At 68.7% G+C, this 24070-nt stretch carries 22 protein-coding genes; 8 read left to right on the top strand and 14 right to left on the bottom strand.

What is annotated here, in order from left to right; all coding sequences use genetic code 11:
• Positions 1 to 139: 139 nt before the first annotated feature.
• The 6 genes from IT779_RS27495 to sucB form a co-directional block, all read right to left on the bottom strand.
• The gene (locus IT779_RS27495) at positions 140 to 1939 is read right to left on the bottom strand and encodes a GmrSD restriction endonuclease domain-containing protein (protein ID WP_196152334.1); all 1800 of its coding nucleotides are present in this window, start codon (positions 1937 to 1939) and stop codon (positions 140 to 142) included.
• 129 nt (positions 1940 to 2068) lie between these two features.
• Positions 2069 to 3085, bottom strand: a complete 1017-nt coding sequence (gene lipA, locus IT779_RS27500) for a lipoyl synthase (protein WP_196152335.1) — start codon at positions 3083 to 3085, stop codon at positions 2069 to 2071.
• On the bottom strand, positions 3082 to 3873 hold the full coding sequence (gene lipB, locus IT779_RS27505) for a lipoyl(octanoyl) transferase LipB (protein WP_332838988.1): 792 nt from the start codon (positions 3871 to 3873) through the stop codon (positions 3082 to 3084). Before lipB ends, lipA begins: the two co-directional genes overlap by 4 nt.
• Positions 3874 to 4006: 133 nt before the next feature.
• Positions 4007 to 4528 (bottom strand): GNAT family N-acetyltransferase, encoded by a 522-nt coding sequence (locus tag IT779_RS27510; protein ID WP_196152337.1) that lies wholly within the window; start codon positions 4526 to 4528, stop codon positions 4007 to 4009.
• A complete protein-coding gene (locus IT779_RS27515; RefSeq protein WP_196152338.1) occupies positions 4525 to 5433 on the bottom strand; it encodes a TIGR01777 family oxidoreductase in 909 nt (302 codons plus the stop codon). Before IT779_RS27515 ends, IT779_RS27510 begins: the two co-directional genes overlap by 4 nt.
• Before the next feature lie 22 nt (positions 5434 to 5455).
• Positions 5456 to 7231: a 2-oxoglutarate dehydrogenase, E2 component, dihydrolipoamide succinyltransferase gene (gene sucB / locus IT779_RS27520; RefSeq protein WP_196152339.1), complete on the bottom strand. Its 1776-nt coding sequence runs from the start codon at positions 7229 to 7231 to the stop codon at positions 5456 to 5458.
• A gap of 270 nt (positions 7232 to 7501) precedes the next feature.
• Between sucB and IT779_RS27525 the strand changes: the two genes are divergently transcribed.
• Entirely contained in the window at positions 7502 to 7864 is a 363-nt protein-coding gene (locus tag IT779_RS27525) for an oxidoreductase (RefSeq protein ID WP_196152340.1), read from the top strand.
• Between the two features lie 96 nt (positions 7865 to 7960).
• Here IT779_RS27525 and IT779_RS27530 read toward each other — a convergent pair whose 3' ends face one another.
• On the bottom strand, positions 7961 to 9472 hold the full coding sequence (locus IT779_RS27530; protein ID WP_196152341.1) for a leucyl aminopeptidase: 1512 nt from the start codon (positions 9470 to 9472) through the stop codon (positions 7961 to 7963).
• 114 nt (positions 9473 to 9586) lie between these two features.
• Between IT779_RS27530 and gcvT the strand changes: the two genes are divergently transcribed.
• Positions 9587 to 10687, top strand: a complete 1101-nt coding sequence (gene gcvT / locus IT779_RS27535; protein WP_196152342.1) for a glycine cleavage system aminomethyltransferase GcvT — start codon at positions 9587 to 9589, stop codon at positions 10685 to 10687.
• A gap of 79 nt (positions 10688 to 10766) precedes the next feature.
• Positions 10767 to 11867, top strand: coding sequence for a branched-chain amino acid aminotransferase (locus IT779_RS27540; RefSeq protein ID WP_196152343.1), 1101 nt, complete (start codon positions 10767 to 10769; stop codon positions 11865 to 11867).
• A gap of 116 nt (positions 11868 to 11983) precedes the next feature.
• Here the strand turns inward: IT779_RS27540 and IT779_RS27545 are convergent, their stop codons facing one another.
• The 5 genes from IT779_RS27545 to IT779_RS27565 all read right to left on the bottom strand — a co-directional run bounded on the left by IT779_RS27545 (position 11984) and on the right by IT779_RS27565 (position 16671).
• Positions 11984 to 12697 (bottom strand): MBL fold metallo-hydrolase, encoded by a 714-nt coding sequence (locus IT779_RS27545; protein ID WP_196152344.1) that lies wholly within the window; start codon positions 12695 to 12697, stop codon positions 11984 to 11986.
• A 120-nt stretch (positions 12698 to 12817) separates the two neighbouring features.
• A complete protein-coding gene (locus IT779_RS27550; RefSeq protein WP_196152345.1) occupies positions 12818 to 13567 on the bottom strand; it encodes an adenosylcobinamide-GDP ribazoletransferase in 750 nt (249 codons plus the stop codon).
• A 346-nt stretch (positions 13568 to 13913) separates the two neighbouring features.
• Entirely contained in the window at positions 13914 to 15002 is a 1089-nt protein-coding gene (gene cobT, locus IT779_RS27555; protein WP_196152346.1) for a nicotinate-nucleotide--dimethylbenzimidazole phosphoribosyltransferase, read from the bottom strand.
• A gap of 115 nt (positions 15003 to 15117) precedes the next feature.
• On the bottom strand, positions 15118 to 15672 hold the full coding sequence (gene cobU / locus IT779_RS27560) for a bifunctional adenosylcobinamide kinase/adenosylcobinamide-phosphate guanylyltransferase (protein ID WP_196152347.1): 555 nt from the start codon (positions 15670 to 15672) through the stop codon (positions 15118 to 15120).
• 24 nt (positions 15673 to 15696) lie between these two features.
• Entirely contained in the window at positions 15697 to 16671 is a 975-nt protein-coding gene (locus IT779_RS27565) for a helix-turn-helix domain-containing protein (RefSeq protein ID WP_196152348.1), read from the bottom strand.
• A gap of 86 nt (positions 16672 to 16757) precedes the next feature.
• Between IT779_RS27565 and IT779_RS27570 the strand changes: the two genes are divergently transcribed.
• Positions 16758 to 16913, top strand: a complete 156-nt coding sequence (locus IT779_RS27570) for a hypothetical protein (RefSeq protein ID WP_196152349.1) — start codon at positions 16758 to 16760, stop codon at positions 16911 to 16913.
• Between the two features lie 89 nt (positions 16914 to 17002).
• On the opposite strand, the gene IT779_RS27575 is transcribed toward IT779_RS27570, so the two are convergent.
• Positions 17003 to 17674 carry a DUF3043 domain-containing protein gene (locus tag IT779_RS27575; RefSeq protein ID WP_332838989.1) on the bottom strand — a complete coding sequence of 224 codons (672 nt, stop codon included), beginning with the start codon at positions 17672 to 17674 and terminating at the stop codon, positions 17003 to 17005.
• 245 nt (positions 17675 to 17919) lie between these two features.
• Between IT779_RS27575 and IT779_RS27580 the strand changes: the two genes are divergently transcribed.
• Together IT779_RS27580 and IT779_RS27585 are read left to right on the top strand one after the other, a co-directional pair.
• Positions 17920 to 18270, top strand: a complete 351-nt coding sequence (locus IT779_RS27580; RefSeq protein ID WP_040705782.1) for a HesB/IscA family protein — start codon at positions 17920 to 17922, stop codon at positions 18268 to 18270.
• Between the two features lie 218 nt (positions 18271 to 18488).
• Positions 18489 to 19457 (top strand): carbohydrate kinase family protein, encoded by a 969-nt coding sequence (locus tag IT779_RS27585; protein WP_196152351.1) that lies wholly within the window; start codon positions 18489 to 18491, stop codon positions 19455 to 19457.
• 91 nt (positions 19458 to 19548) lie between these two features.
• Here IT779_RS27585 and asnB read toward each other — a convergent pair whose 3' ends face one another.
• Complete coding sequence (asnB, locus tag IT779_RS27590; RefSeq protein ID WP_196152352.1) at positions 19549 to 21492, bottom strand: asparagine synthase (glutamine-hydrolyzing); 1944 nt, start codon at positions 21490 to 21492, stop codon at positions 19549 to 19551.
• A 946-nt stretch (positions 21493 to 22438) separates the two neighbouring features.
• On the opposite strand from asnB, the gene ctaC reads away from it, so the two are divergent.
• Together ctaC and IT779_RS27600 are read left to right on the top strand one after the other, a co-directional pair.
• Positions 22439 to 23521 carry an aa3-type cytochrome oxidase subunit II gene (gene ctaC / locus IT779_RS27595; protein ID WP_332838990.1) on the top strand — a complete coding sequence of 361 codons (1083 nt, stop codon included), beginning with the start codon at positions 22439 to 22441 and terminating at the stop codon, positions 23519 to 23521.
• A gap of 14 nt (positions 23522 to 23535) precedes the next feature.
• Positions 23536 to 23952 carry a cytochrome c oxidase subunit 4 gene (locus IT779_RS27600; protein WP_196152354.1) on the top strand — a complete coding sequence of 139 codons (417 nt, stop codon included), beginning with the start codon at positions 23536 to 23538 and terminating at the stop codon, positions 23950 to 23952.
• The last annotated feature ends 118 nt before the right edge of the window (positions 23953 to 24070 follow it).

Raw genomic sequence — 24070 nt, forward strand, 5'->3', positions numbered from 1 at the left:
CATCGACCTCCACACCCGACGGGGCCGGTCGGCAACCGTCGGCGGCCGACGCGATCACCTCGTGCACCGCTCGCCGCATACACGCGACATGACTGTGCAAAGCAGCCGCCGGGCAGTGTGCGCCGAAGAGGCGCGCAGGTCAGCGTGGGCTGTCGCGGTGGATGGCGGGTTTGCCCATGGTTCGGTCGACCAGGTCGAGCAGGCGGCGGGAGCGGTCGGCGTAGAAGGTGTCGAAATCGGCGTTGCGCAGGATGGCCGGGTCGATGAGGTGGGTGGTGACGGCGGCGTCGAGCCATTCGTCGGTGGCGTCGGAGTCGGTGGCCAGGGCGTCGAGGTAGGTGGCGGGGGAGCCGATCATGGCGCGGCCCGCGCGGTAGGAGAGGGGGGATTTGTTGACGATCGAGTTGGCGCGGGTGGTGGCGCCGCCTTGGCGCTGCAACCAGGCTTTCGGGAAGATCTGGCGGATGTCGACGGCGTGTTGGAGCATGGCGCCCGGATCGAGCGGGTCGTCGCTGTAGAACCAGTCCACCGCGCCCTGTTTGACGAGCAGGGCGTAGATGCCCTTGTAGGCGGCGCTGTTTCGGGTGGTGAGCGAGTTGAGGCGGTCGGCGACGAAGACGGATTCGGCGACCGTGTCGGGTTCGGCGGCGTCCGGATCGGTCCAGGCGATCAGCTGTTCCACGTCGCGCGCGAAGCGGCTCTCGGTGGCGCCGCTGTACATCTCGCCGAGCACACCGCACCAGTACCAGCGGGTGATCCGCTCGCGCATGCCAGGATCGTCGACGCGGTCGCCGAGGATGGCGCGCACCGCGGCCAACGGGATGAGTTGGGTGCGGTAGGGCAGATCGTTGACGCGAACGATGCACTGGTCGGTGAGGAATTCGCCGACCCATTCGAACGCCTCGCTCAGGCGCGGGGCGAGCCGGTGGAAATCGGCCAGCGGGAGTTCGAGCAGGTCGCGACGTTTGCAGGAGATCGCGGCGGTCGGGCGGTCGACCCGGCGTTCCCAGTTGCGGACCAGGGTGACCGCCTGGAGGAAGTCGCTGCTGCTCAGCCCGTCGTCCACGCCGTTCTCGATGCGGCCGAGGACGGGATGGGAGGTGGCGAGACCCTTCTTCACGTCCTGCCAGACATCGGGCAGCCGGTAGTAGTCGCCGTTGCGCTGCTCGTAGCCGCGGTCGCCCGCGTAGGTGGCGGTGAGCAGCTCGAACACGTTGAGCGGGACGCCGCCGGTGTTCACCCGTTCGAACACCGAACACACCGCGTCAGGGGTGGTGCCCGCGCCGAGTTTGATCATCGGGATCAGGAACGAGCGCACCCGCTGGACGATGTCCTGCTCGAATCGTGACCACAGCTCCCAGTTGTCGTCGTCGACCCGCACGAACTCGCGCTGCCACACGTGCACGCGCCGCACGTCGAAGATGATGTTGAGCGGGAAATGCCCGGTGCGGCACTCGGATTCGATATCGCTGAGGTCGAGGCCCGCGCGCCTGCCGTTGTCGCGGCGCAGTACGCGGTCGGCGGGCACCGACACGATCGCCTCGTCCCGGTCGGACGGCGAATACACGGACTTCGCGATATCGAGGTAGTACCAGCGCAGCAGGTCGTTGCCGCGGCCGTCGACGGTGCGCACCGGCTGATCCATGTAGAGCGCTTGGAACAGCGAGGTCAGGCGCTGCTGGCCGTCCAGAAGCAGCATGCCGGGATCGACGGGGCTCTCGGTGGACACTCCGGTCAGCGGCCTGGCCCGAAACCGTGACGCCGCACCGGTTTCCAAGGTCATCACCACGCCGAGCGGATAGTCGAGGGTGACGGTGGCGATCAGCTCCCGGATCCGCTGATCGTCCCATTTCCACTCGCGCTGGAAGTCGGGCAACTGCATGAACCCGCTCCCGATCTGCTCCAGTACGTCTTGCAGCTTCGGACTGTCAAGTGCCACTGGGCATCTCCCGTCGAGATCGATGTGCGGGCATCACATTGCATCAACAACAGAACCCGGTCGTCAAGACGAAGGGCCTTACCAACCTGCGGCGATGTGAAATTCGGGCCGCGTGGAACCGCGCCGCGATCAGCCGCCGAAGCGGGCGAGCACCGAACTCGCCTCCTGCGACGCGGTGCCCTCCTCGGCGAGATGCGCCATGGCGGGGGAGATCTCACGGCCGTGGTGGGCCATCGCCTGGGCGTAGAGGCGGCCCGCGCGATACGAGGAACGCACCAGCGGACCCGCCATCACGCCCGCGAAACCCATCTCCTCGGCGACGCGGGAGTGCTCGACGAATTCCTCCGGCTTCACCCAGCGGTCGACGGGGTGGTGGCGGGGGGAGGGGCGCAGGTACTGGGTGATGGTGAGGATGTCGCAGCCCGCGGCGTGCAGGTCGCGCATGGCCTCGGTGACCTCTTCCGGTGTCTCGCCCATGCCGAGGATCAGGTTGGACTTGGTGACCAGACCCGCCGCGCGGGCGGCCGTGAGCACCGCGAGGGAACGCTCGTAGCGGAAGGCGGGACGGATGCGCTTGAAGATGCGCGGCACCGTCTCCAGGTTGTGCGCGAGCACCTCGGGGCGGGAGGAGAAGACCTCGTCCAGTTGATCCTGGTCGGCGTTGAAATCCGGGATGAGCAGTTCGACGCCGGTGTTCGGATTCAATCCCTTGATGGCGCGCACCGTCTCGGCGTAGAGCCAGGCGCCGCCGTCGTCGAGATCGTCGCGGGCGACTCCGGTGATGGTGGAGTAGCGCAGGCCCATGGCCTGGACGCTCTCGGCCACCCGGCGCGGCTCGTCGCGATCGAGCGCGGCGGGTTTGCCGGTGTCGATCTGGCAGAAATCGCAGCGGCGGGTGCACTGTTCACCGCCGATGAGGAAGGTGGCCTCGCGGTCTTCCCAGCATTCGAAGATGTTGGGGCAGCCCGCCTCCTCGCAGACCGTGTGCAGGCCCTCTCGCTTGACCAGGCCCTTGAGTTCGGTGTACTCGGGGCCCATGGTGGCGCGGGTGCGTATCCATTTCGGCTTGCGCTCGATGGGCGTCTGCGCGTTGCGCGCTTCGATCCGGAGGAGTTTGCGTCCCGCAGGAGCTTGAGCCGAGGTCACGAGATCGACCTTACGCCTGCCGACCCGGACGACGCGGACGCGGCCACGGCATCGGCCGAGGTGCGGGCGGTGCGCGCGATATCGTGCGGCGACACCGGGAGCGTGCCGTCGAGGGCGCGCGGGATGGCGTCGGCCACCAGGGGTTTGACCTGCTCGACGGTGATCCGGCGGCCGAGTTCGCGGCTGAGCGTGGTGACGCCCGCGTCGCGGATGCCGCACGGGACGATGGCCTGGAAGCCGTCCATCGCGGAATCGCAGTTCAGCGAGACGCCGTGCAGGGCGACCCCGCGTTGCACGCGCACGCCGATGGCGGCGATCTTGCGTTCGGCTGACACGTCCGTCGCGGGCAGCCACACGCCGGAGCGGCCATCGATACGGCCGCACTCCAGTCCGAATCCGGCGACCACCGAGATCAGCGCCTCCTCGAGACGACGCACATAGCGCACCACGTCCACCGGTTCGGCCAGCCGCACGATCGGGTAGCCGACCAATTGCCCCGGACCGTGCCAGGTGATCTTGCCGCCGCGATCGACCTCGACCACCGGACTGCCGTCGATGGGCATGTCCTCGGCCTCGGTGCGCCGCCCCGCCGTGTAGACCGAGGGGTGCTCGAGCAGCAGCAGGTGATCGGAGCCGACGCCGTCGGCGCGTTCGGCCGCGTAGCCGCGCTGGATCTCCCAGGCCGCGTGGTATTCGATGAGGCCGAGGTCTTCGATCACGACCGGGGTGGTGTCGAATCGAGCGGACGCTGTGGTTCGAGTAGACGCTGTGGTGTGCGTGTCGTTCACCGTCACGACGTTACGCCGAACGGAGGGCCGACCGGGGGTTGTGTGTATCCGACCACAGATGACCGGGCGGAGCTCGAACCCCGAGGCGGTCAGGGGTACCGTGACCAGCTTGCTCGACGAATACCCGCAGGACTCAGGCGGAGGTGACCTCGACGGGGAAAGTGCGCTGCATGAGAGTGAGATCCATCCAGCGGTCGAACTTGTGGCCGACCTCGGGCAGTTGCCCCACGATCGCGAAGCCGAAGCGTTCGTGCAGCGTGATGGACCCGGTGTTGCCGGATTCGATCGCGGCGATCATGGTGTGCACCCGCCCGGATCGCGCGGCGCGGTCGATCAATTCGGTGAGCAGCGCGGTGGCCAGACCGCGACGGTGGAAGCGTTCGGCGACGTACACCGAGTTCTCCACGCAGAAGCGGTATCCGACCTTGGGACGCCACTGGCCGTAGCTGGCGTACCCCGCGACCTCGCCGTCGACCTCGGCCACCAGGATCGGCATCGCGGCGGCGGTGCGGTCGCGGAACCAGTCGACGCGATTGTCGATACCGACCTGTTCGATATCCCAGATGGCCGTCGAGGTCGCGATGTTCGCGTTGTGGATGGCGAGGATGGCGGGCAGGTCATCGGGGTCGGCGTCCCTGACGACGGCATCGGTCATCGCTCGTCGCCGTTCGTGCCGAGTGCCGCGGCCAGCGCCGCGCCGATGGTCGGATGGTGGAAGCGGTAGCCTGCGCGTTCGAGGGCGGTGGGGATGGCGCGCGGGCCGGTCAGCACCGCCTCCTCGGCGAATTCGCCGATCGCCGCGCGCAGGACGAAACCGGGGAACACCAGCGGGGTCGGGCGGTGCAGCGCCTTGCCGAGCGCCCTGCTGAATTCGGCGTTGGTCACCGGAGCGGGGCCGACCACGTTGATCGGGCCGGACAGCGCGGCCTCGGTCAGCGCGAACACGATGGCGCCGATCTCGTCCTCGAGCGAGATCCACGGCGAATACTGCCGTCCGTCGCCAAGTCGCCCGCCGAGGCCGAGCGAATACAGCGGCCGCAGCCCCGCGAGTATGCCACCGTTGCCGGCCAGCACGGCGGCGCTGCGCACCAGGACCGTGCGCGTGCCCGCGCTCGCGGCGGGTTCGGTGGCCGCCTCCCAGTCCCGGCACAGGGTCGCCAGGAAACCTGTTCCGGCCGTTGAAGCTTCGTCGACCACCCGATCGCCGCGCCCGCCGCCGTAGTAGTGCACGCCGCTGGCGTTCACCAGCACCGGCACCCCCGCGGCGGCGACCTTGCTCGCGAGCACGTCGGTCGAGACGATCCGGCTGTCGCGCAACCGCTGCTTGTAGTGGCCGTTCCAGCGCTTGCGGCCGATGCTCGCACCGCACAGGTTGACCACCGCGTCGGCGCCGCGCAGCGCCCGCCCGTCCAGTTCGGCGCGGGCGGGATCCCAGACGAACTCGTCCGGCGCGGCGGCCCGGCGGCGTACCAGCCGGGCCACCTCGTGCCCGTCGCGGCGCAGCGCCGCGACGAGTGCCGTCCCGATCAGCCCGGATGACCCGGCGATCACAACCTTCATACGGGCGGGCAGACCTTCCCGATCACAGACCCAGATCCGCCTCGAAGGCCGCTTCCTCGAGCCGGTGCCGGATGGTGGTCAGGAACCGACCGGCGTCCGCGCCGTCGATCAGCTGGTGATCGTAGGTGAGCGGCAGGTAGCACACCGAGCGCACGCCGATGGACTCGTTGCCGGTCTCGTCGGTCACCACCGTCGGACGCTTCACGATCGCGCCCGTGCCGAGCATGCCCGCCTGCGGCGGAAGCAGGATCGGGGTGTCGAACAGCGCGCCCTGGCTGCCGATATTGGTGATGGTGAAGGTGCCGCCCGACAGCTCGTCCGGCTTGAGTCCGCCGTTGCGGGCCCGGTCGGCGATATCGGCGATGGCGCGCGCCAAGCCCGCCAGCGACAGGTCGCTGGCATTGTGGATCACCGGCGACAGCAGACCCTTGTCGGTGTCGACGGCGATGCCGAGATGCACCGACGCGTGGTAGGTGATCTCCTTGGTGGTCTCGTCGTAGCTGGCGTTGATGTTGGGATGCACGCCGAGCGCCTCGACGACCGCCTTGGCGAAGAACGGCAGGAACGTCAGGTTGACGCCCTCGCGGCTCTTGAACCCGGCCTTGGCCTGGCTGCGCAGCGCGACGATCTTGGTGACGTCGACCTCGTGCACCTGGGTCAGCTGCGCGGTGGTCTGCAGCGATTCCTTGGTCTTGGTCGCCGTGATCTGGCGGATGCGGTTGGCTTTCTGCACGGTCCCGCGCAGGTGGGCGAGGCTCGGCGCGGCGGCGGGAGCCGGTGCGGACGCCTTCGCGGCGGGTGCGGCGGCGGCCGGTGCGGCAGCGGGTTCGGGCGCCGCGGGCGCCTTGTTCGCCTCGGCGGCGGCCAGCACGTCCTGCTTGCGGATGCGTCCGCCGACGCCGGAACCGGTGAGGCTCGTCAGGTCGACGTTGTTCTCCTCGGCCAGTTTCCGCACCAGCGGAGTGACGTACGGGGTCGCGCCGTTGTCGGAGGGCGCGGCGTGGGCAGGCTTCGCGGGAGCCGGAGCCGGAGCCGGAGCAGGTGCCGGGGCGGGTGCCTTGGGGGCGGGCGCGGCGGCGACGGGCGCGGGTTCCGGTGCGGGCGCGGGAGCAGGGGCAGGCGCAGGCTTCGGTTCGGGAGCCGGCGCGGGAGCCGGGGCCGGTGCAGGCGCGGGAGCCGGTGCGGGCGTTCCGCTGCCGATCACGCCGAGCTGTCCGCCGACCGCGACGACATCGTCCTCCTGCGCGCTGATCTCGAGCAGAGTGCCCGCGACAGGGGAGGGGATCTCGGTGTCGACCTTGTCGGTGGAGACCTCGAGCAGCGGCTCGTCGACGGCGATCTCGTCACCGACGGCCTTGAGCCAGCGGGTGACGGTGCCCTCGGTGACCGACTCGCCCAGTTCGGGCATCTTCACCGGCGTGCCCGACCCGGAGGAAGGGGCCGGTTCGGCGGCGGGGGCGGCCTGCTGCGGGGCGGGCGCCTCGGCTCGAGCGGGTTCGGGTTCTGGTTCCGGTGCGGGGGCTTCGGGTTCGGGCGCCGCCGCGGGAGCGGGCTGCTCGCCCTCCCCGCTGATGACGCCGAGTTCGCCGCCGACCTCGACCACATCGTCCTCGCCTGCGACGATCTTCGACAGGATGCCCGCCGCGGGGGACGGGATCTCGGTGTCGACCTTGTCGGTGGAGACTTCGAGCAGCGGCTCGTCTACCTCGACCGTGTCTCCTTCCTGTTTCAGCCACCTGGTCACCGTTCCCTCGGTGACGCTCTCACCAAGAGCGGGCATCTGGACGGAGAAGGCCATGTCCGTTGACTCCTCTGACTGCTCGACGGGTTCTACAACAGTTGTTCTCGCGGCGGACGCGCACCGCGGGTCGCGGCGAAAGTCCTGAAGCCACCGATCATTGTGGGGCACCGGAGATCATCGGGTGGTTCTTGTACCGCGAACCATCCTTGCACTCGTGCGCGTGGCATGTAGCACAGGGCAGTGATCCGACAGTGATCTGTGTATGAGCCGGCAAGATGGTGGCATCGGCGGTGAGCGGATTCCGCCGGTGAGAGGAGGCGGACGCCCATGGGTCTGCTGGACAGACTCCGCGGTGCCGTGGTCGGAATTCGCCCCAGTTCACGTGCTGTGACCTCGGGTGGGAGCGATGCTCGGTATCTGGCCGATTGGGTGCGCGCGCACGTCGGCGTCGAGGGCTACATCGAGCCGAAAACCACAGTGACCGATGTCACTGTGGTGTTGGTGGCCGCGGACGGCGAATGGACCCGGCGCATCGTCGGCGAACGCGGGGCGCGAAGGTTGGCCTCGGACCTGAGGATTCCGGTCTACGACGTGGAACGCACCGGATACCCGCAGCGAATGCGCGACCACGACGCCCGCGAACGCGTCGAGCGCCGCCGCGCCGTCGAGGACGATCTGCGCGAGCTGTAGCGCTGTTCGAGCCCTGGGGCTGTGCGACCTCCAGGGCTGTGCGAGCTGAAGAGAACGGGCGCGCGCGCTCGGATCACCCGACCCGAGCGCCCGACCTCATTCCGCGGCGATGTCTTCCAACACCGCGATCAGCGTGCGCACCGGGACACCGGTGCCGCCCTTGCCGATATAGCCGAACGGCCCGCCCGTGTTGTACGCCGGACCCGCGACATCCAGATGCGCCCACTGCACGCCCTCGGGCACGAACTCCTTGAGGAACAGGGCCGCCGACAGCATCCCGCCCCAGCGGTGCGGCGCCACATTGGCCAGATCGGCGACCTTGGAGTTCAGGTCGGCGCGCAACTCGGTCGGCAGCGGCATGGCCCACCCGTTCTCGCCGACCTCGCGGGAGATGCGGGCGACCCGGTCGCGGAACGCGTCGGTGCCCATCACGCCGGGGGTGCGGGTGCCGAGCGCGACCATCTGCGCGCCGGTGAGCGTGGCGACGTCGATGAGGTAGTCCGGTTCGTCCTCGCTCGCGCGCACGATGGCGTCGGCCAGGATGAGCCTGCCCTCGGCGTCGGTGTTGAGCACCTCGACGGTGGTCCCGCCGTACTGGGTGAGCACGTCGCCGGGCCGCTGCGCGGTGGCCGACGGCATGTTCTCGGCCATCGGGACGACCGCGCTCACCGTGACCGGCAGCCCGAGCCGCGCGGCGAGCAGGGTGGTCGCGACCACTGCGGCCGCGCCCGCCATGTCCGAGGTCATGTTCTCCATGTTCTGCGCGGGCTTGATGGAGATGCCGCCGGTGTCGAAGGTGACGCCCTTGCCGACCAGCGCGACCTTCTTCCCGCCGCCCTGATAGGTCACCCTGACCAGCCGAGGCGGCCGCGAGGAACCCTTGCCGACCCCGAGCACGCCGCCGTAACCGCCCGCCTCCAGCGCCTTCTCGTCGAGCACCTCGACCTCGAGTCCGGCGGCTTCGGCCAATACCGCGGCGCGCGCGGCGAATTCGGCCGGGTAGAGGTGGCTGGGCGGAGTGTTCACGAAATCGCGCGCGGTGGCGACCGCTTCGGCGACCAGTTGCGCCCGCAGTAGCTCGGTGACGCCGAACTCGGGCTCGGGGACCAGCAATTCGACACGGGTCACGGCGCGCTCGTCGGGCTTGGGCGCCGACTTGTCGGATTTGAACGTGGTGAAGCTGTAGGCGCCGAGGTAGAAGCCTTCCGCGGCGGCGCCGAGGTCGAGTCCGGACAGGGTGGTGACCACCAGTTCGGTGCCGCTGAGCGCGCGTGCCGCGACACCGGCGGAACGGCGGATCTGCTCGGCGTCGAGTTTCTCGGCCGAACCGAGTCCGACCGCGAGCACGCTGGTCACGCCGTCGAGCGCGGCAGGGGCGGGCACGCGGGTGAGTTCCTCCGCCTTGCCCTTCGCGCCCACCGCGCCGAGCTGGTCGAGCAGGTCGGCGCGCACGTCGGCGGCGAGCACGTCACCGAACAGGTCCTCGGGCACGATGGCCGGGCCGTTCTCCGATGAGGTCAATCCGATGACGAGGACATCGGTATCGGGTCCGATGGATTCGGTACGCGCCAGTTCCGGTCCGAGTGAGCGATCTGCGACAGCGGTCATGGGCCAAGGCTATGCTCTTCGTTCCCGATATCGCAGAGCGACGCCGTCGAGCGGGGTCCCCGCCCGCCTCGCGTGCCGCCACACCGGTCCCGACCGGACGGTTAAGCTCGGCGCGTGACCGAGACGAAGCCGAGGCGAGGGCCGATCCACGATGTGCACGTCGAGTCCGGGGCGAGTTTCGCGCCGTTCGGCGGCTGGGAGATGCCGGTGTCGTACGCGGGCACGGTCGGCGAACACCGCGCGGTGCGCGCCGCGGTCGGGCTGTTCGACGTGAGTCACCTCGGGAAGGCGACGGTCGCCGGTCCCGGCGCCGCGGAATTCGTGAACGCGGCGCTGACCAACGATCTCGGCAAGATCCGGCCGGGCAAGGCCCAGTACACGCTGTGCTGCACCGAGGACGGCGGCGTCGTCGACGACCTGATCGCCTACTTCGTCGGACCGGAGGAGATCTTCCTCGTACCCAATGCCGCCAATACCGCCGCGGTGGTCGACCTGCTGCGCGCCGCGGCGCCCGACGGCGTCACGGTCACCGACCAGCACGCCGACTACGCGGTGTTCGCGGTGCAGGGACCGCTGTCGTCCGAGGTCGTCGGCGGGCTCGGACTGCCGACCGACCTCGAGTACATGGCTTACGCGGACGCCGAATGGGAAGGGCGCCCGGTGCGCGTGTGCCGCACCGGCTACACCGGCGAACACGGCTACGAACTGCTGCCGCGCTGGGCCGAGGCCGAACCCCTGTTCCGCGCCCTGTTGGACCGGGTGCGCGCGGCGGGCGGCCAACCCGCAGGCCTCGGCGCGCGCGACACGCTGCGCACCGAGATGGGCTATCCGCTGCACGGCCACGAACTCGGCCCCGACATCACCCCCGTGCAGGCCCGCTGCGGTTGGGCGGTCGGCTGGAAGAAGCAGGCGTTCTGGGGCAAGGCCGCGCTGGAGCGGGAGAAGTCCGCCGGTCCGCGCCGAATCGTGACCGGACTCAAAGCCCTCGACCGTGGCGTGCCGCGCGCCGGGCAGGCCGTGCTGCGCGACGGAGCGCCGATCGGGCAGACCACCTCGGGCACCTTCTCGCCCACCCTCGAAGTCGGCATCGCCCTCGCGCTGCTCGACACCGCCGCCGACCTGACTCCCGGCGACGAGGTCGAGGTGGACGTACGCGGTCGCCGCCTGCGCTGCGAGGTGGTGCGGCCGCCGTTCGTGGCCGCGCACACGTCCTGAGCCTGTCTCCGCGACCGCGCGCGGGTTTCGTGACCAACGCGAGCAACACCGGAATTCGGTGCCGGATAGGATCATGCCCATGACCGTTGCCGCACAGTTCACCCGTATCGCTCATCCTGCGCCCACCCCGGCGCAGCGGGTACAGGAGATCCTGGCGGCGCCCGGTTTCGGCCGGTTCTTCACCGACCACATGGTGTCCATCGACTACACCGAGGACCGAGGCTGGACCAACGCGCGCATCGAGCCGTACGCGCCGCTCGCCATGGACCCGGCAACCATGGTCTTCCACTACGGCCAAGCCATCTTCGAGGGCCTCAAGGCATACCGCCAGAGCGACGGCAGCGTCTCCTGCTTCCGCATAGACGCCAACGCCGCCCGCTTCGCTCGCTCCGCGCGCCGCATGGCGATGGCGGAACTGCCCGAGGACCTGTTCATCGAATCCGTGCGGCAACTGCTCGAAGTGGACCGAGGCTGGGTCCCCGAAGCGGGCGGCGAGGAGTCGCTCTACCTGCGCCCTTTCATGTTCGCCACCGAAGCGGGCCTCGGCGTGAAACCCGCCGCCTCCTACAAATACCTCCTCCTCGGTTCCCCTGCGGGCGCCTACTTCCCGCGCGGCGTGAAACCGGTCCGCGTATGGCTGTCCACCGAATACGTCCGCGCCGCCCCCGGCGGCACCGGCGAGGCGAAAGTAGCGGGCAACTACGCGGCATCCTTGCTCGCCCAGGCCCAAGCCTCGGAAAAAGGCTGCGACCAGGTCGTGTGGCTCGACGCCTGCGACCGCCGCCACGTCGAAGAAATGGGCACCAACAACCTCTTCTTCGTCTTCGGCTCCGGCTCCGAAGCCCGCCTGGTAACCCCCGAACTCTCCGGCTCACTCCTCCCCGGCATCACCCGCGACTCGCTGCTGACCCTTGCCGCCGACTCCGGCTACCCCGTGGAAGAACGCAAGATCTCGGTGGAGGAATGGCGAACAGGCGCCGAATCCGGCGCCATCACAGAGGTCTTCGCCTGCGGCACCGCGGCGGTGATCACCCCCGTAGGCTGGGTCCGCTCCACCGAAGGCGAATTCACCATAGGCGGCGGCGAACCCGGCGAAGTAACCATGGCCCTCCGCGACACCCTGACCGGAATCCAAAGAGGCACCTTCGCCGACATCCACGGCTGGATGCGCTCGATGTAAGAGCACTCGGCGCCCCCGAGCCGAACCACCCCGCTCTACCAGGAGACACTCGGTAAACCGACCCACTCACCCGTTCGTCGGCGAGCATCCATCGCGAAGAGCCGCGCCCGAAATCCTCACCCCGGCATCAACATCCGCCACTGCTCAATGGTCTGCGGCCGCATGACATAATTGTTCTCCCGAACCACAGCCAACGGCGCACTCGGCTCATCGGAATACCAATGCCCCGGATAAACCACCGGATTACCTTCCAGCCTGGCCAAATTCCGCAAACTCCGAAACATCGCGTCCACATCCCCACCGGGAAAATCGGTACGCCCACACCCGTCGATGAACAGCGTATCCCCGGCGATCAACCGATTGTCGACCAGAAAGCACTGGCTCCCGGGCGTATGCCCCGGAGTATGCAGCAACTCGATATCGAACGCCCCGACGGAAACGGTGTCGCCGTGCTCGTGCCCGGTGAGCTCCCCGCGCGAAATCCCGGTGACATTGGCCACCCAGTCCAATTCGGCCGCGTTCACGTGCACGGGCACGCTGACATTCTCCAGCAACTCGGCAACCCCACCGAGCGTGAACCCCATCATGGTGCCGCCGACATGGTCGGGATGATGGTGGGTGGCGAGCACGCCGGTGAGCCGCAGCCCGTCCTGTTCGGCGACCGCGACCAGATCCGAGGCCGCGTACGCCGGGTCGACCACGACGCATTCGCCCGTCTCCCGATCGCCGACGAGGTAGGCGAAGTTGCGCATCTGTGTCGCGATGGGATCGCCGACGGCGTAGTCACGTCCGGACAGCAGTTGGCGGAAGTACAGGCGCTCGGAAGACATGCATCTCACCTTATGCGGTGACTGAGACGGCAGGCAGACCGGTGCCGTGACCCACGAAAATCGACCGGTTTCATTGTGGGTTCCGACAAACACGGTGTCCGATGCCGCCCGCTGAGCCGGTCAGGGGTCGAGGGAGAACCCGAGCGCCGCGACCGCGACGGAGATCTCGACGACGGCGCCGAGCACATCGCCGGACAACCCGCCGAACCGCCGCACGGTGTGCCGGACCAGTACCGCGACCGCCGCGACCGCCGCGACCACCGCGACGGGACCGAGCCAGATCAGCGCAGGCACCGCGAACACCGCGCCGACCAGCGCGGCGAGCGTCCAAGCCGCGCCGACGAGCGGCGCCTGCGTCCCCGCGACGAGCGCCCCGAAACCCGTTCCCGGCGCGGCGGATACGCCCCGACGGCAGGCCAGGACGGTCATCGCCCGCCCGACGGCCACCGCGAGTCCGAGCGCGAACCATCGGCCGTCGGCGGCGAGCGCGGCGAACGCGACGGCCTGCACACCCACCGCGAACACGATCGCGGTGACACCGAACGGCCCGGCCGCGCCCCCTTTCATGATCTCCCTCGCCCGTTCCGGCGGCCCGTAGCTGCCGAGCCCGTCCGCGGTGTCGGCGAGCCCGTCCAGATGCATGCCCCTGGTCGCCAGCGCCAACGCACCCACCGTGAGCAGCCCCGCCATCGGAGCTCCCGCGCCGATCCGCTGCGCCGACCACGCCACCGCGACCGCGCCGACTCCGAGCAGTACCCCGACGACCGGCGCAAGCGCGATCGCCCGCCCCGCCGCCCGCCGGTCCACATCGGACGGACCGCGCACGGGGAGCACCGTCAACCAGGACAGCGCCAGCCGCAGCCCGCTCACCATCGCGAACGCTCGCCGAGTGCGCGGTGCCGGTCGCCGTCGCGCCGTCGCACACCGGAATGCGCAACGGCCGTGCGGGCCGTGGTGTCACCGCTGTCGAGCGGAGGTCGTGGTGTGGAAGCGCGGCGCGCGGGGGTCGCGAGGTTTCGAGTCGAACATCTCCCGAACGCCTGCCCGCGCTGTTCCGGATGTGCGGCGGTCCAGGCGCCCGCGCGCAAGTGTCGTGACGTAATGGTGTGGCGCAGTGCGATGACGCGGTTCCGCGAAGATGGTCGGCATTCCGTGGCGATGCCGAACCGCGTGATCGCGGTCGGTGGACAAGCCGCGAGCATCTCCCGCGACGGGGTCATTTGGTGAGGTTCGGGCGGGCGGTGTCCGACTCGTTCTCCGGGGTCTGCGCGGTGCTCACGCCCGCTTCGTCGAAGGTCGACATCTGGGCGAGGGTGGCGACCGCCGCGCGCAGGATCGGCAGGGCGGTGAGGGCGCCGGATCCTTCGCCGAGGCGCATCGACAGGTCGATGACCGGGTCGAGGCGCAGGTGGGTCAGGGCGAGGGTGTGGGCGGGCTCGGTGGAGCGGTGCCCGGCCAGCCACCAGGCGCGGGCGCCCTCGGCGAGATCCTCGGCGACCAAGGCGGCGGCGGTGACCACGACACCGTCGAGCAGGACCGGGGTGCGTCGGTGCGCGGCTTGGGCGAGGAAACCCGCCATGGCGGCGAAATCCGCGCCCGCGGCCACGCGGAGGAGTTCGACCGGATCCTTGGCGACGCGGCGGGCGCGGCGCATGGCGTCGCGGATGGCGGCGACCTTGCGGGACCAGCCCGCGTCGTCAACGCCGGTGCCGCGGCCTACGGCGCGCACCGGTTCGGTGTCGGTGAGGGTGGCGATGAGGACGGTGGCTGGGGTGGTGTTGCCGATTCCCATGTCGCCCGCTATCAGGAGGTCGGCGCCCGCGTCGATCTCCTCGTCGGCGATGGCGCGGCCCGCGGTGAGCGCGGCGGTGACCTCTTCGGCGGTGAGGGCGTCCTCGCGGTCGATCGAACCGCTGGCTCGGCGGACCTTGTGGGTGGACACCGCCGGGTCGGTGTCGGCGTCCACGGCTATGTCGACCACGCGCACCGTCGCGTCCGCGACCGTCGCGAGGATATTGACGGCGGCGCCGCCCGCGAGGAAGTTCGCGACCATTTGCGCGGTCACCTCCGACGGGTACGCCGATACGCCGTGGCGGGCTACGCCGTGGTCGCCCGCGAAGACCACCACGCGGGGACGGGTGAACTGGCGTGGCGGGCAGGCGCCTTGGCAGGCCGCTATCCAGTTTCCGAGGGCTTCGAGGCGGCCGAGGGCTCCGGCGGGCTTGGTCAGGCGTGACTGGCGCTGTTCGGCTGCTGTGCGGTAGGCCGCGTCGGGGGGAGCGACTGGTCCGAAGCCGTGTGTCACTGTGGAGCCTCTCGGTCGGGGCAGGTTTCATCGCCGCACATGCTTTGCGGATCAATCTTGCCCGCCTCGAGGATGGGCGCGAACACCTGGGCGGGGGTGGGGCGGTGCGGTGGGGCTACTTCAGGTGGAGGGGGAGGCCCGCGACTATCAGGACTGCCTTGTCGCAGGCGCGGGCCAGGTGTTGGTTGATGGTGCCGATCTCGTCGCGGAACAGGCGGCCCGAGCGGGTTGCCGGGATCACTCCCATGCCTACTTCCGGGCTGACTATCACCAGGTGGCCCGGATAGGTTTCGACCGCGTCGATCAGGCGGTTCGCCTGGGGGGTTATGGTGCCGCGGGGGGCGTCCCAGGCGGCGTGGCGGTCCAGGCATGCGGTCAGCCAGGTGCCGATGTCGTCTATCAGGGTCGCGCCTTCGGTGGGGGTGGCGAGGACGTCGGCCGGGTCGGTGTTCTCCACGAGATGCCAGGTCGGGGGGCGGCGGTGGCGGTGGGCCTCGATGCGGGCCGCGAAGTCTCGATCGTCGGGGGCGGGGACGGCGGTCGCCACGTAGCGGACCGCTCCCGCTCGTGCGGCGAGTTCTTCGGCGTAGGCGGACTTTCCGGAGCGGGCGCCACCGAGGACGAGGATGCGTTGGGGGCGGTCCGGTCGGGGGGCGTCGACTTCTGACACACGCGGGAATCTACCAATCGTGTGTCACGCGGATTCGGGTCTTGCTCCGAAGCGGCGGCGGTATTCGGTCGGTGCGATGCCGACCAGTTTCTGGAAATGGTGGCGCAGTAGTGCGCCGGAGCCGAAACCTGCTCTGGCTGCTATCTGTTCGAGTCCGAGATCCGACTCCTCCAGCAGTTGTTCGGCGAGTAGGACGCGCTGGTTGGTGAGCCATTTGACCGGTGTGGTGCCGGTTTCGGCGGCGAAGCGGCGGGCGAAGGTGCGGGTGGACATCATGGCGCGGGCGGCGAGGTCGTCCACGGTGTGTTGGAGTTCGAGGTTTTCGCTCAACCAGTGCAGGATCTCGCCCAGTCCTTCGGATTCGCAGTCGGCTACCGGGCGTTCGATGAACTGGCGTTGTCCGCCGTCGCGTTGCGGCGGGACAACCATGCGGCGGGCGATGCCGTTGGCGGCGGCGCTGCCCAGTTCTCGGCGCACCAGGTGCAGGCAGGCGTCGATGCCCGCGGCGGTGCCCGCGCTGGTGACGAGATTGCCCTCGTCGACGAACAACACGTCGGGGTCGACGGTGGCGGCGGGGAAGCGGGCGGCGAGTTGGTCCACGTATTTCCAGTGGGTGGTGCAGGTACGTCCGTCGAGCAGGCCCGCCGCGCCCGCCATGAACGCGCCGGAGCAGACCGTGAGGATTGTCGCGCCCGCCGCGGCGGCGGCGCGCACGGCGTCGACCACGGGTGTGTTGGCGGGATCGTCGATGCCGGAGACGTGGAAGGCCGCGATGGCGACGAGGTCGGCGTCGATCACGTCGGCCAGTCCGTATTCGGGGGTGACGGTGACGCCGGGGGTGGTCGAGCGCAGCGGGCGGCCGGGTTCGGCGCCGCAGACGCGGAAATCGAAGGCGGGCAGTCCGTCCATGGTGCGGTCGAGGCCGAAGACCTCGCAGACGACGCCGAATTCGAACATGGCGAGCGGTTCGCTCAGCGCTACCGCGACCTTGGACAGCATGGCACCAGGGTAGCTGGCCGGATTTTTGCGGATAACGGCAGAACTGCCACTATCGGCAGGAAATTCATGGACGCAAAATTACTGCCATGACCGCACTACTGCTCGCCCTGCTCCTCACCGCCGCCTTCGCCACCGTGATCGTCCTCGGTCGCGGTCGATTCGGCTCGACCGATGTCGTCGACCGCGACGCCCAACGCCTGTGCGCCGAACTCACCGCCATGGGATCGGCCGATCATCGGTGACCCGAACGAAAGGGCCGCGGGTCCGTCCGTGAACGCACCCGAACCGGGTGTGCTGACGAACGGACCCGCGGCCCTGTCCGGTGGCGAACTCAGACCGCGTCGCCGGGTCCGACGCGCGGTTTCGGTGCGCGCATCTTGCGGATCTGCGAGGCGCGGACGAACGCGTACCAGCCGAGTTTGAATCCGGAGTCGGCGCTGTCGGGATAGCGTTCGCGCACCCGGTTGTTGACGATGCGGCCGAGTACGAAGCCCTCGATCGCCATGAACAGCATCATGACCAGCATGACCAAGGTCACCAGGGTCTGCAGGCGCGGCGCGGCGAACATCGAGAGGATCAGCACCAGAGCCATGGGCATGAACAGGCCGACCAGGTTGCGGCGGGCGTCGACCACGTCGCGCACATAGGCGCGCACCGGGCCCTGATCGCGCGGCAACAGATACTTGTCCTCACCAGCGAGCATCCGCGCGCGCCGGTCCTGCGCGGCGAGTTTGCGCTCGGCCGAGGCCGCCTTGCGGTCCTCCTTGGAGCCCTTGGTCGCCTTGCGCCGCGCTCTGGCCTCCTTGGCGGTCAGCGGCGCTGGTGCGACGGGGCCGCGGCGTTTGCCCTGCGCGTCACGGCGTTTCGGGGTGGGACGGCCTTTGCCGAGGGTGGCCGTACTCGAATTTCGGGTGGTGGCTGCGGTCACGCCGCCGTTCGCGTCCGCCGTGCTGTCGGCGGTCGCGTCGGTGCTGCTGGACTCGCCGCGACGGAACAATTTCACACCGACCAGGCTATTCGATGGCATACCGCGCGGGAAATGCGGTCGCCGTCGCGGTGTGTGACATGTCTCCGACGGGGTCCATCGGCAGCCGTGCGAACGTGATCGGACCGGAGGTCGGGCGCGCGCGGCGGCGCGGAAGTGGCAAGATGGGGAATAGCAGCCCGCCGGGTGGTGTTGACGACTGTTGCTACCACGGAGCCGTGCGCTGTTCACGGGTTGACCACAGCTGTCCCTTAGGAGAGTCCATGACTGTGCAGAACGAGACGACCACCCATGGTGTGACTCTGACCGACGCTGCCGCAAGCAAGGCCAAGGCGCTGCTCGATCAGGAGGGCCGTGACGACTTGGCGCTGCGTATCGCGGTGCAGCCGGGTGGCTGCGCGGGCCTGCGTTACCAACTCTTCTTCGACGACCGCAGCCTCGACGGCGACCTCACCGTCGACTTCGCGGGCGTCACCCTGGCCGTCGACAGGATGAGCGCCCCCTACGTGCAGGGCGCGTCCATCGACTTCGTCGACACCATCGAGAAGCAGGGTTTCACCATCGACAACCCGAACGCCACGGGTTCGTGCGCTTGCGGCGATTCCTTCAACTGATCGCCTCGACGGACTGTGACCCCCGGATCGGTACGACCCCGATCGACAACCGGGGTCCCCTGATCGGGTCCGACTTCAACTAACCTTGGCTGGTTCCCGTCGTCAGGTCGGTGCGTGTCCGTGCGTGCCGACCGAGCGCGCGCATATGGGTAGTACGCAGGGAACGCACTGGACCATAGCCACGCTCTTCGGAGCCAACCGTTGAAGGGCTCAGCCTCGTGTCAATCGCCGTGTCCGCCTCCATCGCGACCGACCATCTCATGCGTTTTCCCGGTCGGTTCGCCGATGTGCTCCTCGCCGATCAGCTCGACCATGTGTCGCTGAGCTTCCTCGTCGACGACCTCCAGATCCGCCGCGGCGGCGTGGGCGGAAATATCGCCTACGCCATGGGAATCCTGAACCGCGCGCCGCTGCTCGTCGGCGCGGTCGGCGCCGACTTCGCCGAATACCGCGCCTGGCTGGAGAAGTTCGGCGTCGACTGCTCCACCGTGCTGATCTCCGATCGGGCGCACACCGCCCGGTTCGTGTGCACCACCGACGACGACATGGCTCAGATCGCCTCGTTCTACCCGGGCGCGATGAGCGAGGCGCGCGATATCTCCATCGCCGCACTGGCCGAGTCGAACACGCTGGACCTGGTGCTGGTCGGGGCGAACGACCCCGAGGCCATGCTGCGCCACACCGAGGAATGCCGCGAACTCGGCATCCCGTTCGCCGCCGACCCCTCCCAGCAGTTGGCCCGCCTCGACGGCGATCAGGCGGTGCGCCTCATCGACGGCGCCGCCTACCTGTTCACCAACAAGTACGAGTGGGCGTTGCTGCTGCAGAAGACCGGCCTGGGCGAGGCCGAGGTCGCCGCCAAGGTCGGCATCCGGGTCACCACCCTCGGCGCGAACGGCGTGCTGATCATCGACCGCGACGGCACCGAGATCGAGGTCGGCGTGGTGCCGGAGAACGAGAAGGTCGAGCCGACCGGCGTCGGCGATGCGTTCCGCGCAGGCTTCCTCACCGGTCACACCGCGGGCCTGAGCCTGGAGCGCGCCGCGCAACTCGGCTCGCTCATCGCGGTGCTGGTGCTCGAGACCATGGGCACCCAGGAATGGACCCTGAACAAGGACGACGCGCTGGAGCGGCTGGCCGCGGCCTACGGCGCGGAAGCGGCGGCGGAGATCAAACCGCTGCTCTGAACAGCGCCGCGCTGAGCACCGGAGCCGCGAAGGCCCCTCGGAAAGCGATCCGAGGGGCCTTCGCTTCTGGAACGACCGTCTTCTGGGACGACTACAGCGACACCGGGTAGACCGGCTCCTGGATATCGGGCTTGATGCGGTCCTCGACGAAGATGCCGTGCCAGACCATGAACACCAGCAGCGTCCACAACCGCCTGCTGTGATCCGAACGCCCCGCCCGGTGCTCGTCGAGCATGCCCTTGATCGCGGCCTTGTCCAGCAGGTGATCGGTCTGCGAATCGGCGATCTGGACCTGCGCCCACTCGAACAGTTCGGTGCCGCGCAACCAATGCCGCAGCGGCACCGGGAAACCCAGCTTCGCGCGATGCAGCACGTGCGCGGGCACGATGCCGTCCAACGCCTGCCGCAGCGCGAACTTGGTGGTGTCCTTGGTGATCTTGCTGTCGTAGGGCAGGCCCTCGGCGACCTTCAACACCTCCGAATCCAGGAACGGCACCCGCAACTCCAGCGAATTCGCCATCGTCATCTTGTCGGCCTTGACCAGGATGTCGCCGCGCAACCAGGTGAACAGATCCAGATGCTGCATGCGCGCCACCGGATCCCAGCCCGCGGATTCCGCGTAGATCGGCGCCGTCACATCCCGGTGGGTCCACTCCGGCCGGAACTCGCGCAGCACCGCGCGCAACTGGGCGTCGCTGAAACTGCGGGCATTGCCGTAGTAGCGCTCCTCCAAGGTCAGCGAACCGCGATGCAGCAGGCTCTTGCCGCGCGTGCCGTCCGGAATCCGATCCGAGAGCCTGCCCGCGAGCCTGCGCAGCCCCCTCGGCAGGTACTCGAACGGCTTCAGCGACAACGGCTCCCGGTAGATGGTGTAACCGCCGAACAACTCGTCGGCGCCCTCACCGGACAGCACAACCTTGACGTGCTTTCGGGCCTCCTTGGCCACGAAATACAGCGGGACGAGGGCCGGGTCGGCCACCGGATCGTCGAGATACCAGACGATCTCCGGGATGGCCGCAGCGAACTCGGCGGGCGAGACCACCTTCACGATGTGACGCGCACCGATCGCGGCGGCGCTCTCGGCGGCCACATCCACCTCCGAATAGCCCTCGCGCTCGAATCCGGTGGTGAACGTGATCAGCTTCGGGTTGTGGCGCATCGCCAGCGCCGCCACCGCGGTGGAATCGATGCCGCCGGACAGGAACGAGCCGACGGTGACATCGGCGCGCATGTGCTTGGCGACAGAATCCTCCAGCGCCGCGGCGATCTCGCGGAAACGTTCCCGCTCGGCGCCCGCCGCGATCGGCTCGGCCCGGAAATCCGGGCGGAAATACCTGGTCACCACCGGATCGGCGCCCTCGCGGACCGTAGCGTAGGTACCCGACTCCAGGCGTCGGATGCCCGCGTGCAAAGTCTCCGGCTCCGGCACGTACTGCAACACCGTGTAATGCTCGAGCGCGCGCGGGTCGAGATCGTCGGACAGGCCGAGCGCGGGCAGCAGATCGAGCAGGCTCTTCTTCTCGCTCGCGAACGCGGTGCCGCCGGGGCCGGTGGCCAGGAACAGCGGCTTGATCCCGAACGGATCGCGGGCGATGAACAGTTCCTTCGTCTCGGTATCCCAGATCGCCAGTGCGAACATGCCGCGCAGCCGCCGCACCGCCGCCGCGCCCCAATAGTGGAACGCCGCCACGATCGCCTCCGAATCGCCCTCGGTGGCGAAGATCCTGCCGTCCGGGAACTCCTCGGCGTGCGCCTGCGCCAACTCGGCGCGCAACTCCAGATAGTTGTAGATCTCGCCGTTGAACGTGAGCGCGTAGCGCTGCGGATTCTCCGGCGGACCCCAGCGCAGCGGCTGATGCGAATGCTCGATATCGATGATCGACAGGCGATTGAAGCCGAAGATCATGTGATCGTCGTGCCAGGTGCCGCGTTCGTCCGGGCCGCGGTGGCGCATGCAGTGCAAGGCGTCGTAGACCTTGTCCACCACATCCGCGGTCGCCGCGTCAGCTGTCAGGAATCCGAGCAGTCCGCACACGGTGTCGGCAACCTCGTCTCTCCGGTTCGGGACGCTCGTCGGCGTCCTGGGGTGGGTGTCGCGTCGACGGCGGGTGTCGGGCGCGGTGGGGTCGGCTTGCTCGTTCGTGGTCGAGTCGAGGGGGTGCCGGGATGTCGGGTCGATTATATGGGCGTCGGTGTCGGGCGAGTGGTGCGTGCTGATGTCCGGACAAGTTTCAGGTGCGGCTCTTCGCAATGGTTTACCCGCGGGCTGTGTTTATTGGCGTCGACTTCGTCGCCGCGGGTTCGCGGCCCTGGGAGTCTCGCGTCCCAGCGGGCGATACTTGCTCCTGCGTCGCATTGTCTCGCCCGCTGGGACGCGAGACGGCCGCGAACCGTCGCTCGTCGGGCTCGCTCCCGACGGGGCTGGGTAGGTGGGGATGCTGCGGGGTTGGGTTTGACCGCTGGGGTGCGGGACGGTCGTGAACCGTCGTTCGTTGGGCTCGCTCCCGACGGGGCTGGGGTTGGTGGGGGATGCTGCGGGGTTGGGTTTGACCGCTGGGGTGCGGGACGGTCGTGGGCCGTCGTTCGTTGGGCTCGTTCCCGGCGGGGCTGGGGTTGGTGGGGGTGTTGCGGGGTTGGGTTTGGCCGTTGGGGTGCGGGACGGTCGTGGGCCGTCGTTCGTTGGGCTCGCTCCCTACGTGGCTGGGTGTGGGGATGTTTGCGGTTCGGGGGTGATCGGTGGGGGTGGTTTCCAGGGGTTTTGTGGGGGTGGGGGTGGGGGTGGGGTGTTGAATGTGACCCGGCGGTGTGGTTGGGGTGGGGTTTGGTCTACGCTGCGTAGTACTCAGGTGTCTCTCAGTTGGTGTGGGTGGAAATCCGCAGGCTTCGACGTGAGGGGCCGAGACGTGCTTGGAACGTGTCGCGGGGAGATCGCACCCGGCGGCGCAGATGTCGGAATGTGTGGCGACCAGGAAGGCGTGAGCGTGGCGCACAAGGTGAGCGAAGAGATCGGGGCACGACCGGCTCCGGGTCGGGGCCGCATACTTCGGCGGGCCGGGCTGGCGGTATCCCTCGGGATCACCGCGCTGCTCGTCTCGGGCTGCTCGATCGACAATGTCTGGCTGCGGTTCGGCTGGCCGTCCGGTATCACCCCGCAGGCCACCCGGATGCGGGAACTGTGGACCTGGTCGGTCATCGCCGCGCTGGTGATGGGTGTGCTGGTCTGGGGTCTGACCTTCTGGACCGTCACCTTCCACCGCAAGAAGAAGGACTCCCCGGAGTTCCCGCGCCAGACCGGCTACAACGTGCCGCTGGAGCTGACCTACACCGCTATTCCGTTCGTCATCATCGCGGTGCTGTTCTACTTCACCGTCGTCGTGCAGAACTACGTGCACGAGAAGGTGGCCGATCCCGATGTCACCGTCGATGTCACGGCCTTCCAGTGGAACTGGAAGTTCGGCTACCGCGAGGTCGACTTCAAGGACGGCTACAAATTCGACGGCATCGACACCGTGCGCGAGGACCAGGCCAAGGAGCAGCTCGAGGAGTACGCCGAGCTGACCAAGAACGGTCACCCGCAGCCGGGGCCGGTGCACGGCAAGCCCGCCAACGACATCCTGTCCTACCTGCACTACGACAAGGTCGAGACGGTCGGCACCTCCACCGAGGTCCCGGTGCTCGTGCTGCCGACCGGCAAGGTCATCGAGTTCCAGCTCGCCGCCATGGACGTCATCCACGCCTTCTGGGTGCCGGAGTTCCTGTTCAAGCGCGACGTGATGCCGAACCCGAAGGAGAACCACTCCGACAACGTCTTCCAGATCACCGAGATCGAGAAGGAAGGCGCGTTCGTCGGTCGCTGCGCCGAGATGTGCGGCACGTTCCACTCGATGATGAACTTCGAGGTCCGCGCGGTGTCGCCGGAGAAGTTCACCAAATACATCGACGGCCGCAAGGCAGGCATGACCAACGCCGAGGCCCTCGAGTCCATCGACGAATCCCCGGTCGCGACCTCGACCCGGCCCTTCGACACCGACCGGACCACCAAGACCGCGGCCGAGGCAAAGTAAGGGACTGATCTGATATGAAGATCGAAGCGCGGATTTTCGAGCTGCTCACGGTGTTCTTCATCATCGTGGCGGTCGTGTACGGCTTCTTCACCGCCAAATCGCGCACCGGCGTCGAATGGGCGGGCACCACGGCCATCGTGCTGACGGCGGGCCTTTCGCTCATCATCGGCACCTACTTCCGTTTCGTCGCACGTCGCCTCGACCTGCGTCCCGAGGACTACGAAGACGCCGAGATCGTGGACGGCGCGGGCGACCTCGGCTTCTTCTCACCCGGCAGCTTCTGGCCGATCCTGCTGGCGGGCGCGGGCTCGGTCACCGCGCTCGGGCTTGCCTTCTTCCAGTTCTGGCTGATCGGGCTCGGCGTGGTCTGCATTCTCTCGGCCGCCGCCGGCTTGGTCTTCGAGTACTACCTCGGACCCGAAAAGCACTGAGCTGTGTTTATTGGCGGCGCCTTCGGCGCCGCGGGTTCGCGGCCCTTTGGGTCTCGCGTCCCAGCGTTCGATACTTGCTCCTTCGTCGCATTGTCTCGAACGCTGGGACGCGAGACGG

The organism is Nocardia bovistercoris, assembly GCF_015674855.1.
Taxonomy (GTDB): domain Bacteria; phylum Actinomycetota; class Actinomycetes; order Mycobacteriales; family Mycobacteriaceae; genus Nocardia; species Nocardia bovistercoris.

What these genes read in the sequence shown, in the direction of transcription:
- IT779_RS27510 (WP_196152337.1), bottom strand. Translation starts at nt 4,528, where the DNA reads ATGACCGATGCCGTCGTCAGGGACGCCGACCCCGATGACCTGCCCGCC.
- IT779_RS27515 (WP_196152338.1), bottom strand. Translation starts at nt 5,433, where the DNA reads ATGAAGGTTGTGATCGCCGGGTCATCCGGGCTGATCGGGACGGCACTC.
- sucB (WP_196152339.1), bottom strand. Translation starts at nt 7,231, where the DNA reads ATGGCCTTCTCCGTCCAGATGCCCGCTCTTGGTGAGAGCGTCACCGAG.
- IT779_RS27525 (WP_196152340.1), top strand. Translation starts at nt 7,502, where the DNA reads ATGGGTCTGCTGGACAGACTCCGCGGTGCCGTGGTCGGAATTCGCCCC.
- IT779_RS27530 (WP_196152341.1), bottom strand. Translation starts at nt 9,472, where the DNA reads ATGACCGCTGTCGCAGATCGCTCACTCGGACCGGAACTGGCGCGTACC.
- IT779_RS27540 (WP_196152343.1), top strand. Translation starts at nt 10,767, where the DNA reads ATGACCGTTGCCGCACAGTTCACCCGTATCGCTCATCCTGCGCCCACC.
- IT779_RS27545 (WP_196152344.1), bottom strand. Translation starts at nt 12,697, where the DNA reads ATGTCTTCCGAGCGCCTGTACTTCCGCCAACTGCTGTCCGGACGTGAC.
- IT779_RS27565 (WP_196152348.1), bottom strand. Translation starts at nt 16,671, where the DNA reads ATGCTGTCCAAGGTCGCGGTAGCGCTGAGCGAACCGCTCGCCATGTTC.
- IT779_RS27570 (WP_196152349.1), top strand. Translation starts at nt 16,758, where the DNA reads ATGACCGCACTACTGCTCGCCCTGCTCCTCACCGCCGCCTTCGCCACC.
- IT779_RS27580 (WP_040705782.1), top strand. Translation starts at nt 17,920, where the DNA reads ATGACTGTGCAGAACGAGACGACCACCCATGGTGTGACTCTGACCGAC.
- IT779_RS27600 (WP_196152354.1), top strand. Translation starts at nt 23,536, where the DNA reads ATGAAGATCGAAGCGCGGATTTTCGAGCTGCTCACGGTGTTCTTCATC.